This is a genomic window from Mesorhizobium sp. M0001, from assembly GCF_040324255.1.
In the GTDB taxonomy this organism is placed as follows: domain Bacteria; phylum Pseudomonadota; class Alphaproteobacteria; order Rhizobiales; family Rhizobiaceae; genus Mesorhizobium.
In genome coordinates this window covers 566,970-579,266 of the sequence record NZ_JAMYVS010000002.1, presented here as the reverse complement: position 1 = coordinate 579,266, position 12,297 = coordinate 566,970, and the positions used below count along the sequence as shown (strand labels likewise).

Annotated in this window: 7 protein-coding genes; 4 read left to right on the top strand and 3 right to left on the bottom strand. The window is 63.4% G+C overall.

Features of this window, described 5'->3' with window-relative positions; translation table 11 throughout:
• Positions 1–113: 113 nt before the first annotated feature.
• Positions 114–1,337: a lytic murein transglycosylase gene (locus tag NKK50_RS07755; RefSeq protein WP_023744196.1), complete on the top strand. Its 1,224-nt coding sequence runs from the start codon at positions 114–116 to the stop codon at positions 1,335–1,337.
• Between the two features lie 103 nt (positions 1,338–1,440).
• Positions 1,441–2,646 carry an SGNH/GDSL hydrolase family protein gene (locus NKK50_RS07750; RefSeq protein ID WP_023744195.1) on the top strand — a complete coding sequence of 402 codons (1,206 nt, stop codon included), beginning with the start codon at positions 1,441–1,443 and terminating at the stop codon, positions 2,644–2,646.
• Here the strand turns inward: NKK50_RS07750 and NKK50_RS07745 are convergent.
• Positions 2,643–4,097: a glutamate synthase subunit beta gene (locus NKK50_RS07745; protein ID WP_023686414.1), complete on the bottom strand. Its 1,455-nt coding sequence runs from the start codon at positions 4,095–4,097 to the stop codon at positions 2,643–2,645. The genes NKK50_RS07750 and NKK50_RS07745 overlap by 4 nt on opposite strands.
• A gap of 140 nt (positions 4,098–4,237) precedes the next feature.
• Positions 4,238–8,989, bottom strand: a complete 4,752-nt coding sequence (gene gltB, locus NKK50_RS07740; RefSeq protein WP_352543245.1) for a glutamate synthase large subunit — start codon at positions 8,987–8,989, stop codon at positions 4,238–4,240.
• A gap of 507 nt (positions 8,990–9,496) precedes the next feature.
• Here gltB and NKK50_RS07735 point away from each other — a divergent pair.
• A complete protein-coding gene (locus NKK50_RS07735) occupies positions 9,497–10,546 on the top strand; it encodes a threonine aldolase family protein (protein WP_023686416.1) in 1,050 nt (349 codons plus the stop codon).
• 18 nt (positions 10,547–10,564) lie between these two features.
• Positions 10,565–11,461 carry an MBL fold metallo-hydrolase gene (locus tag NKK50_RS07730; protein ID WP_352543244.1) on the top strand — a complete coding sequence of 299 codons (897 nt, stop codon included), beginning with the start codon at positions 10,565–10,567 and terminating at the stop codon, positions 11,459–11,461.
• Here the strand turns inward: NKK50_RS07730 and NKK50_RS07725 are convergent.
• Positions 11,458–12,222 (bottom strand): sulfite exporter TauE/SafE family protein, encoded by a 765-nt coding sequence (locus NKK50_RS07725; RefSeq protein WP_352499066.1) that lies wholly within the window; start codon positions 12,220–12,222, stop codon positions 11,458–11,460. The two genes, NKK50_RS07730 and NKK50_RS07725, sit on opposite strands and share 4 nt — an antisense overlap.
• Positions 12,223–12,297 lie beyond the last annotated feature (75 nt).

The window sequence follows — 12,297 nt, the reverse complement described above, 5'->3', positions numbered from 1 at the left end:
CAACCGGTAAAGCATCCAGGTGTCTTTTCGTTCCAGGCGCCGCCTATGGTAAACCAATTGCTAACCCGGTTCGGCGATGAATGGTCTTTCCTGAGATAGAGAAAGGGGAAAATATGTCCGTTCGCAGTGCCGCAAAACTCTTTACCAGCGTGCTGACGGCGGCCAGCCTCTCGCTCGCCTTGCTGATGCCGGCCGGACCGGCCTTCGCCGATGCCGGGTTTCGGCAATGGGTCGCCGGCTTCCGCGCCACGGCCGTGGCGGGCGGCGTTTCCGGCGCGGTCTACGACCGAGCGTTCCGGGGCATCAATGAACCCGACCCGGTGGTGCTGGAAAAGGCACGCACCCAGCCCGAGTTCACCGCGCCCGCCTGGGACTATTTCGACAACCGCGTCCACGACCAGTCCGTTGCCGTCGGCCAGCAGATGGCCAGGAAATGGAAGCCGTGGCTGGACCGGATCGAAGCCAGGTTCGGCGTCGACCGCTACATCCTGCTCGCCATCTGGTCGATGGAATCGAATTATGGCGAGATCCTCAAGCGCGACGACATCATGCGCAATGTCATCCGCTCGCTGGCAACCCTCGCCTATGGCGACGCCAAGCGTTCGAAATTCGCCCGCACCCAATTGGTCGCCGCGCTGAAAATCCTGCAGACCGGCGACATCGACGAAAGCCACCTGATGGGCTCCTGGGCCGGCGCCATGGGCCAGACCCAGTTCATCCCGACCAGCTACCAGCATTATGCCGTCGACATGGACGGCAACGGCAAGCGCGACATCTGGAATTCGATCCCCGATGCGTTGGCGACATCAGCCAATCTGCTGAAGAAGAATGGCTGGCAGGGCGGCAAGACCTGGGGCTACGAGGTCACCATTCCGGCGGGCAAACTGCCGGCCGGCTCGAAGACATTGGCGCAGTGGCAGGCGCTCGGCGTCGCCAGGGCCAATGGCAAGCCGTTCAAGAACGCAACCGACAAGGCGACCCTGAAAGTGCCGGACGGCCGCGGCGGACCGGCCTTCCTGATGATCAAGAACTTCTCCGTCATCAAGGCCTACAACAACGCGGACAAATATGCCCTGGCCGTCGGCCTTCTTGCCGACGAAATCGCCGGTTCTAATGGTCTGGTGCAGGACTGGAAGCGGCCTTTCACCAAACTGTCCTTCGAGGAAAGGCAGGAGTTGCAGAAGCGGCTTTCGCAGCACGGACTTTACGACGGCAAGTTCGACGGCAAGATCGGTGACGGCACGAAAACCGCCATCATGACCTATCAGGCAACGGTCGGCTTGACCCAGGACGGGTATCCGAGCATGGAAGTGCTCAAATGGCTCAGAAAGAAATAGAGCCATCGGCAGCGCCGCGCATTGCGGCGCACAAGGGATGCCGTAGCATTGATGTGTGCATGATCCGCTGCGAGGGCCATGCACCAAGGGATGGAGAGGGTGCTTGGTTTCGGCAGCGCGTATCCGTGTGATCGTTTTCCGCTTGCCGATCCTCGTTCTGGCCATCGTTGTCCTGGCGACGGGGGTCGCCGGCAGTTTCGACACACCGGCTTTGGCGCAGGAACAACCGCAGAACCGCGGCTGGTCGCTGCGCGACCTTCTGTTCCCGCGCCGCAGCGAACGCATCGAGCCGCCGCTCGACGTCCGCAAGGCAAAGCCGAAGGTCAAGAAGAAGCCCCGTGCACCCGTTGAACCTTCCGCTCCGATTGTCGAGAAGACACCGGATGCCCGCGTCGTTCTGGTGATCGGCGATTTCATGGCCTACGGCCTGGCCGAAGGCCTCGAAACAGCCTTTGCCGACAATGCCAACGTCAGGATCGTCGAGCGCGCCAACGGTTCTTCGGGTTTCGTGCGCGATGATGTCTACAATTGGCCCGAACAGGTCAAATCGCTGGTCGAGACCGAAAAACCCTCCGTGGTCGTCGTCATGCTCGGCTCCAACGACCGCCAGCAGATGCGCGTCAACGAAGTGCGCGAGCAGCCGCGCTCCGAGAACTGGACCAAGGAATACGAACGCCGGACCGAAGCCTTGGGAAAGGCACTGGCGGCGACCAAGGTGCCTTATCTGTGGGTCGGCATGCCAGCCTTCAAGACGCCGAAGATGACCTCCGACATGCTGGCATTCAACGACATCTACCACTCGGCTGCCGAGAAGAACGGCGGCGAATTCGTCGATGTCTGGGATGGGTTCGTCGACGAGAACGGCGCCTTTGTCTCGACCGGCCCCGACATTAACGGCCAGGCCGTGCGGCTGCGCTCCGACGACGGCATCAACGTCTCGAAAGCCGGCAAGCGAAAGCTCGCCTTCTACACCGAAAAGCCGCTGGCCAAGATCCTCGGCCTGGCAGCGCCGGGAAGCGTGGTGACGGCTGCCGCACCGGCCGGCGCCCCGGTCGAGGCGCCGTCGCTGCCCGCCGCCCCGATCGTGGTCGACCGCACCGTTCCGATGCTGCTCAACGATCCGGCGCTCGACGGCGGTACCGAACTTCTCGGTGCGGCGGCGGCGCCGAAAGCCAATCCGGATCTGCCCGGCGAAAAACTAATCCTCGAAGGCAAGGCGCCCGAGGCCTCGCCCGGCCGCGCCGACGACTTCTCGTGGCCGCCCAAGGCCGCTGCCGCGACGGATACGACGACGGCGATCAACCGTTAACGGGGGAGTACCGTCGACCCCATCAGCGCTTCATCGATCGAGCGCGCGGCCTGGCGGCCTTCGCGGATCGCCCACACAACCAGCGACTGGCCGCGGCGCACATCACCTGCGGCGTAGAGCTTGTCGACGCTGGTCTTGTAGTCGCGATCGTTGGCTTCGACATTGCGGGAACGGCGGCTGTCGGTGGTGATTTTCATCTCACCGTCCAGCTCTTTCGCGACGCCGGCGGCAGCCGGTCCGGCAAAGCCGATGGCGATGAAGGCGAGGTCTGCACGGATGACGAATTCGGTGCCGGGGATAGGCTTGCGCTTCTCGTCGACTTCGCAGCATTTGACGCCGGTCAGCTGGCCGTCCTCGCCGATGAATTCGAGCGTCGCCACCTGGAATTCGCGCTCCGCACCTTCGGCCTGTGAGGACGAGGTGCGCATCTTGGTCGCCCAGTAAGGCCAGACCGAAAGCTTGTCTTCCTTCTCCGGCGGCTGCGGGCGGATGTCGAGCTGGGTGACACGCACCGCGCCCTGGCGGAAGGCGGTGCCGACGCAGTCGGACGCGGTATCGCCGCCGCCGACGACGACGACATGCTGGCCGCCGGCGATGATCGGATGCGACGGCCAGGCCACCGACTGGATCGGCTCGCCGCCGACGCGGCGGTTCTGCTGCACCAGATAGGGCATGGCGTCATAGACGCCGCCGAGATCGTCGCCCGGAATATTGGCCGGACGCGGCGATTCCGAACCGCCGCAATAGAGCACCGCATCGTATCCGGCGAGCAACTCTGCCACCGGCTTGTCGACGCCGACATTGACGCCGCAATGGAAGGTCACGCCCTCGCCCTGCATCTGCTCGATGCGGCGGTCGATATAGTGCTTCTCGATCTTGAAGTCGGGAATGCCGTAGCGCATCAGCCCGCCGGGACGGCTCTCACGCTCATAAACGCTGACCTCGTGGCCGGCGCGGCCAAGCTGCTGCGCCGCCGCCATCCCTGCCGGGCCGGAGCCGATGACAGCGACCCGCTTGCCCGTCTTCTTCTCTGGCGGATAAGGCCGGATATGGCCGGTTTCATAAGCCTTGTCGGCGATTGCCTGTTCGACAGTCTTGATGGCAACCGGAATGTCCTCGAGGTTCAGCGTGCAGGCTTCCTCGCAGGGCGCGGGGCAGATGCGGCCGGTGAACTCGGGGAAATTGTTGGTCGAATGCAGGTTGCGGATCGCATTGTCCCAGTCGCCATTGTAGACGAGGTCGTTCCAGTCCGGGATCTGGTTGTGGATCGGGCAACCGGTCGGCCCGTGGCAGAACGGGATGCCGCAATCCATGCAGCGCGCCGCCTGTTTCTCGACCTCCTTGTCCGACATCGGCAGCGTGAATTCACGAAAATGCCGGATGCGGTCGGAGGCCGGCTGGTACTTGTGCACCTGCCGGTCGATTTCGAGAAAGCCTGTTACCTTGCCCATAGTCCAGTTCCTGCTGTCCAGATGGTGCGGTTTTCGCACCCGTTAACCCCTTGAGGCAGCCGTGGCAACCTTGCATCCGAGGTCAAACTGTCGCTGAAAGTTCCGCCGGGAAGCCTGCGCCTCCCGGCAAGTCGAAAAACCTATTCCGCCGCCACGCCCATGCGCATGCGTTCCATCTCGATCAGCGCGCGGCGGTATTCGACCGGCATGATCTTGCGGAATTTCGGCCGGAAGGTCGTCCAGTCGTCGAGTATCTCGCGGCCGCGTACCGAACCGGTGAAATGGACGTGGTTCGAGATAAGCTGGTAAAGCCGTTCCTCGTCATGGGTGGTCATGTCGCCCGAGACGTCGACGCGACCCTTGTGGTCGAGGTCACCGCCATGATGCAGCAGCCTTTCCATCAGATCGTCTTCTTCCGGAACCGGCTCCAGCTCGACCATCGCCATGTTGCAGCGCGCGGCGAAATCGCCGGCCTCATCCAGAACATAGGCCACGCCGCCCGACATGCCGGCAGCGAAGTTGCGACCGGTCTGGCCGATGACGACGACGATGCCGCCGGTCATGTATTCGCAGCCATGATCGCCGACGCCTTCAACGACGGCGGCGACGCCCGAATTGCGCACCGCGAAGCGCTCGCCGGCGACACCTGCGAAATAGGCCTCGCCCTCGGTCGCGCCATAGAGGACGGTGTTGCCGACGATGATCGATTCCGCCGCGACGATCCTGGACTCCTCCGGCGGCCGGATGACGATGCGTCCGCCCGACAGGCCCTTGCCGACATAGTCGTTGGCCGCACCGACGAGATCGAACGAGATGCCGCGCGCCAGGAAGGCGCCGAACGACTGGCCGGCGGTGCCGGTCAGCTTCACCTGGATCGTGTCCTCGCGCAGGCCCTTGTGCCTGAAGCGCTTGGCGACTTCGCCCGACAGCATGGCGCCCGTGGAGCGATCGACATTGCGGATGTCGACCTCGATCTTGACCGGCTGCTTGCTTTCGAGCGCGGGCTTCGCCAGTTCGATCAGCTTGCGATCGAGTACATCGTCGATCGGGTGTTTCTGCCGTTCGGTCCAGTGCACCGCCTCATGCGGCGCGTCCGGCTTGAAGAACATCTTGCCGAAATCGAGCCCACGCGCCTTCCAATGCTGGATCATCTCGCGCTTTTCCAGCAGGTCGCTGTCGCCGATGATCTGGTCGATATGGGTGTAGCCCATCTCGGCCAGCAGCCCCCTCACCTCTTCCGCAACATAGAAGAAGAAGTTGATGACATGCTCGGGCGTGCCCTTGAAACGCTTGCGCAGAACCGGATCCTGCGTCGCGACGCCGACCGGGCACGTGTTCAAGTGGCACTTGCGCATCATGATGCAGCCGGCCGCGATCAGCGGCGCGGTCGAGAAGCCGAACTCGTCGGCACCGAGCAGCGCACCGATGATGACGTCGCGCCCCGTGCGCAAGCCACCATCGACCTGCAGTGCAACGCGCGAGCGCAGCCCGTTCAGCACCAGCGTCTGGTGCGTCTCGGCAAGGCCCATTTCCCATGGACTGCCGGCATGCTTGAGCGAGGTCAGCGGCGACGCGCCGGTGCCGCCATCATAGCCGGAGATGGTGATGTGGTCGGCGCGCGCCTTGGCGACGCCCGCCGCAACCGTACCGACACCGACTTCCGACACCAGCTTTACCGAGACGTCGGCCGCCGGGTTGACGTTCTTCAGATCGTAAATCAGCTGCGCCAGATCCTCGATCGAATAGATGTCGTGATGCGGCGGCGGCGAGATCAGGCCGACGCCGGGCGTCGAGTGCCGGACCTTCGCAATGGTCGCGTCGACCTTGTGGCCGGGCAGCTGGCCGCCCTCACCGGGCTTGGCGCCCTGCGCGACCTTGATCTGCATGACATCGGAATTGACGAGATACTCGGCGGTGACGCCAAACCGCCCCGAGGCGACCTGCTTGATCGCCGAACGTTCGGGGTTCTTGCCGCCGCCGGGCAGCGGCAGATAGCGGTCGGCCTCTTCGCCGCCCTCGCCGGTGTTCGACTTGCCGCCGATCTGGTTCATGGCGCGCGCCAGCGTCGTGTGTGCCTCGCGCGAGATCGAGCCGAACGACATCGCCCCTGTCGAGAAGCGCTTGACGATATCGGCCGCCGACATCACGTCCTCTATCGCCACCTTCTTGCGGCCGGTCTCTTCCGCAAGCTTGATCCTGAACAGGCCGCGTATGGTCTGGGCACGGGCCGTCTCGCTGTCGATCTGCGCGGAATACTCCTTGAACGTCTCCCACGAGCCCTGGCGCACGGCGTGCTGCAAGGTGGCGACGGCGTCGGGCGACCACATATGGGCTTCGCCGCGCATGCGGTACATGTACTCGCCGCCGACCTCGAGGCTGTTGCGCAGCACCGGATCGTTGCCGAAACCGTCGGTGTGGCGGCTGAGCGTCTCAGCCGCGACCTCGTCCAGGCCGACACCTTCGATCAGCGTCGCTGTGCCGGTGAAGTACTTGTCGACGAAATCCGACTTCAGCCCGATGGCGTCGAATATCTGCGCGCCGCAATAGGACTGGTAGGTGGAGATGCCCATCTTCGACATCACCTTGAGGATGCCCTTGCCGATCGACTTGATGTAGCGCGAGACCACCTCGTAGGCGTCGACCTCCGCCGGCAGTTCGCCACGCTTGTGCATGTCGAGCAGCGTGTCGAAGGCAAGGTAGGGGTTGATCGCCTCGGCGCCGTAGCCGGCGAGACAGCAGAAATGATGCACTTCGCGCGGCTCGCCGGATTCGACGACCAGGCCGACCGCGGTGCGCAGACCCTTGCGGATCAGGTGGTGGTGCACCGCAGCCGTCGCCAGCAGTGCCGGAATGGCGATACGGTCGGGACCGACCTGGCGGTCGGACAGGATGATGATGTTGTAGCCGCCGGCAACGGCCGCCTCGGCGCGCTCGCACAGACGCTCGACGGCGCCCTGCATGCCGGCCGCGCCCTCGCTCGACCCGTAGGTGATGTCGATGGTCTTGGTGTCGAAACGGTCCTCTGTGTGGCCGATCGAGCGGATCTTTTCCAGATCGCCATTGGTCAGGATCGGCTGGCGCACTTCGAGCCGCTTGCGGCGCGAATTGCCGACCAGGTCGAAGATGTTCGGCCGCGGCCCGATGAACGACACCAGGCTCATCACCAGCTCCTCGCGGATCGGGTCGATCGGCGGGTTGGTGACCTGGGCGAAATTCTGTTTGAAATAGGTGTAGAGCAGCTTCGACTTGTCCGACATCGCCGAGATCGGCGTGTCGGTGCCCATCGAACCCACGGCTTCCTGGCCGGTGGTCGCCATCGGCGACATCAACAGCTTGGTGTCTTCCTGCGTGTAGCCGAAAGCCTGCTGGCGATCGAGCAGGCTGACATCCTTGCGCAGCGCGCGCGGCTCGACCGGCTTCAGATCCTCGAGGATCAGCTGCGTGTTGTTAAGCCAAGTCTTGTAGGGATGCCTGGTGGCGATCTCCGACTTGATCTCCTCGTCGGAAATGATGCGGCCCTTGGCGAGGTCGATCAGAAGCATGCGGCCGGGCTGCAGCCGCCACTTCTTGACGATCCTCTCCTCCGGCACCGGCAGCACGCCGGCCTCTGACGCCATGATGACGCGGTCGTCGTCGGTGACGATGTAGCGCGCCGGCCGCAACCCGTTGCGGTCGAGCGTGGCGCCGATCTGGCGGCCGTCGGTGAAGGCGACCGCGGCCGGCCCGTCCCACGGCTCCATCAGGGCTGCATGGTATTCGTAGAAAGCCTTGCGGTCGGCATCCATCAGCTTGTTGCCGGCCCAGGCTTCCGGGATCAGCATCATCATGGCGTGGCTGAGGCTGTAGCCGCCCTGGAATAGGAATTCGAGCGCATTGTCGAAGCACGCCGTGTCGGACTGGCCGTCATAGGAGATCGGCCACAGCTTCGAGATGTTGTTGCCGAACAGTTCGGAATCGACCGAGGCCTGGCGCGCCGCCATCCAGTTGTTGTTGCCGCGCACCGTGTTGATCTCGCCATTATGCGCGACCATGCGGTAGGGGTGCGCGAGCTTCCATGACGGGAAGGTGTTGGTCGAGAAGCGCTGGTGGACGAGGATCAGCGCGGTCTCGAAACGCGGATCCGACAAATCCTTGTAATAGGCGCCGACCTGGTAGGCCAGGAACATGCCCTTGTAGACAATGGTGCGCGCCGATAGCGACACACAGTAGGCGCCGATATCCTTGTTGTTGTTCTCGGCGTAGATGCGGCCGGAAATCACCTTGCGCAGCAGGTACAGCCTGGCCTCGTATTCCTCGTCATCTGCAATGTCCGATGTGCGGCCGATGAAGACCTGGCGATGGAACGGTTCGGAGGCCGCAATATCGGGCGCCTTCGACAGCGATGAATTGTCGACCGGCACGTCGCGAAAGCCGAGCAGCGGCAGCCCTTCTGACTGCGCCGACTCGGCGATGATCTCTTCGATATGGGCGCGCAGTGCCGCATCCTGCGGCATGAACCAGTGGCCGACGCCGTATTGGCCTGCCGCCGGCAGTTCGACGCCCTGGGCCGCCATCTCTTCGCGGAAGAAATGATCGGGAACCTGCACCAGCACGCCGGCGCCGTCGCCCATCAGCGGATCGGCGCCGACAGCGCCGCGATGCGTCAGGTTTTCGAGCACGAAGAGCCCGTCCTTGACGATCTGGTGCGACTTCACGTTCTTCATGTTGACGATGAAGCCGACGCCGCACGCGTCATGCTCGTTGCGCGGATCGTAGAGACCCTGCGCGGCCATACCGTTGCCGGTCAGGCCGTTGGTGGTTCGGCCTTCTTTGGTCAGAACGGTATTTTTAACGGCTGCCGCTTTCGTCTGCGCGGCCTGGCCGATAATCGCAGATGGCGTCAGTTCCGTCATCGTCCTGTCCTCCGATCCGGCCCCTTGCACGTCTAGCATTTGGGGCGCTGGTCTACCTTGGGAAGCGACTGGCTTCCGCTCTCATTCTTGCGGCACGTCTTTTCGAAATCCTTGGCGGACCGTGCGGTGCACCGCCGGTTCGTATCCGGTATCGTACAGGCCACAGCCGAGCCGTCTACCCGTCGCTCGCGGCAACGGCCGGAGTGGCCCAAATGATACGCCAATCCAGCCTGACTTGTGCGACAAAATAAGACAGCACTACTGTCCTAAATTTTTATGGCAGAAATCCTGGGCGCACACAAGACCGATTCACCATTCTTGGACGTTTGGCGACAGAAAATTACGTCGGGCGCTGTTGAAACGAAATTTCGGTCCCGGCACTCCTTCGTGATCGCCTTTGGCTGTACCGCTTTTTCAGCCCTTGGCCCTTGCGCGTCCAACCCCGAAACGGCCATGGTCGCGCTCTTGTCGCAACCAGACTTTCTCAACCAGGCAGGGACTTTCCTGATGTTCTTTGCATCCGACAACTGGGCGGGCGTCCATTCCAACATTGCCGCCGGGCTGTCAGCCAATGCTGGCGGCTTTTCGACCGCCTATGGCGATGGCGATCTCGACCGGGCCGTCTACCAGCGTTTCAGCGAGATCTTCGAACGCGAGGTCGCGGTGTTCTTCGTCGCTACCGGCACGGCGGCCAACTCGCTGTCCCTGGCCGCTTACAACAAGCCCGGCGGCATTTCCTTTGCGCACCGCGAATCGCACATCATCGAGGACGAATGCGGCGCGCCGGAATATTTCAGCGGCGGCTCGCGTCTCCATGCTGTCGACGGCGCCCTGGGCAAGATCGATCCGCACAATCTTGAACGCGCCGTCGCCCGTTTCGCACCCGAAATCGTCCATTGGGGACGCCCGACGGCCGTCTCGATCACCCAATCGACCGAAGTCGGCACAGTGTACGGGCTCGACGACATTTCCACCATTTCGGAGATCGCCAAACGCTTTTCCCTGCCGCTGCATATGGACGGCGCCCGTTTTGCCAACGCATTGGTCGCGCTTGAGACGACGCCGGCCGAAATGACCTGGAAGCGCGGCGTCGACATCGTCTCGTTCGGCGGCACCAAGAACGGCTGCTGGTGCGCCGAAGCGGTGGTGCTGTTCGATCTAGACCGCGCCAAGGAGCTGTCCTTCCTGCGCAAGCGCGCCGCACAGCTGTTCTCCAAGTCGCGCTTCATCGCAGCGCAGTTCGACGCCTACTTCACGGACGGCCTGTGGCTGGACACGGCCCGTCATGCCAATGCCATGGCCGCACGCCTGGCGGCTGCGATCGAGGATTCGGCAACGGCGAAGCTCGCCTGGTTGCCGCAGGCCAACGAGGTGTTCGCGGTGATGAAAAAGGCGGAAGCCGAAAGGCTGCAATCCGTCGGCGCAGCCTTTTACGACTGGCACAGGCCGCACGGCTTCGACGGCCATGTCGGCGAGGACGAGTTGCTCTATCGCTTCGTCACCAGCTTTGCCACGACTTCAGATGAGGTCGATCGCTTCGGCCAGATGATCGCCTGAACCCGCGAGACCGCGCCAATGACAAAGCCACCTCTCGGCTCAACCATGCGGCTGGTTCGCCCGGCGCCAAACGTGCTCGGCTTCTACGATGGCCGCGTTGACGGCGTTCGCGCCTGGTCGGACGAGCCGAACTGGCTCGACGACGGCGCCTATGCCCTCGGCATCTGCACCTATGCGATCGTCGATGGCTCGCAGGCGCTTGTCTACGACACGCATATTTCGCTGCCTCACGCGCGCTTCATCAGGCAGACGCTCGAAGACATGGGCGCAACATCGATCCGGGTCGTGCTCAGCCACTGGCATGACGATCATATTGCCGGCAATGAGGTGTTTCAGGAATGCGAGATTATCGCCAACACGCTCACCGCCTCGGCGCTCGCGAACAACCGGGCTGAGATCGAAAGCGGTGTTCCACCGATCAAGCCTCTCGTGCTGCCGAACAGGACCTTCGCAGGCAGTCTTGACCTCGCCGTTGGATCGATCGCCGTCGAACTGCGTCAGGTCGAAATCCACAGCCATGACGGCACGGTGCTGTTCATGCCCGAAACCGGCCTGCTCCTGGCGGGCGACACGCTCGAGGATCCGATCACCTATGTCAGCGAGGCGGATCGGCTGGCGCAACATCTGGTCGATCTCGAACGCATGGCCGGCTGGTCGATAGACCGCATCTTGCCCAATCACGGCTCGCTCGAAGCGATTGAGCGAGGCGGCTACGACAAAGGCCTCATCGCCGCGACGCAAGCCTACGTTCAAAAACTGCTTCGCTGCCGGCGTGAGCCTGAACTTGCGAAGCAGGATCTGAAAACCTTCGGCGCCGACATATTCGCCACGGGCGCGGTCGAGTACTTCGCGCTGTACGAGCCCGTCCACCGGCAAAACGTCGAGGCCGTTCTCGCAACCGGCACCGGTGGCTAAGCAAGGAAAGGCCGCGCCAAAAGCTCGAGGCCAAGCAAGATCAGGAAAACAAGAAACCAGCGCCGGAAGGTCGCCGGGCTGATCCGCTGCCGGAGCAACTGTCCGAGCCACATGCCGAGCAAGGCCGGCGCAACCGCCAGCGACGACATGGCGACATGCCCGACCTGGAACGCGCCGTGCGAGGCAAGGCCGGCAGCGAGCGCGATCGTCGACACGGTGAAGGACAGGCCGAGCGCCTGGATCAGATCGTCACGGCTCAAGCCCAGCGCCTGAATGTAAGGTACAGCGGGCACGACGAACACGCCGGTGCCGCCGGTGACGATGCCGGTAAGGAAACCGACGATGGGCGACGACCAGCGCTCGGCTGACGCGGGAACCGTCAACTGCCGCTCCAGCAGCGTATAGACGGCATAGACGATCAGCGCCGCCCCGAGGCCGGCCGTCGTCCATTTGACATTGTCGCTGGCCAGCAGCCATGAGCCGGCCAGCGTGCCGGCGACGATGCCGACCATCATCAGCCACAGCCGCCTGAGGATCCATCCGAAGCTCGGGCCGGCAAACAGCTGCCAGATATTGGTGACGAAGGACGGCACGATCAGCAGCGAAGCCGCGGCGACCGGCGGCATGATTGTGCCCAGCAGCCCCATCGCCAACGTCGGCAGTCCCATACCGGTAACGCCCTTGACGATGCCGGCCAGCAGGAAGGTCACCGCAATGGTTGCCGTTAGGGCCAGGGAAAAATCCGCCGAGAGATCAGACATCGCCCTTCATGGGAAGACGGCGCCCGCCGCAAAAGAGCCAGAACTCTTCGGTTGGGGTGACAGAGGCTGCGGCGA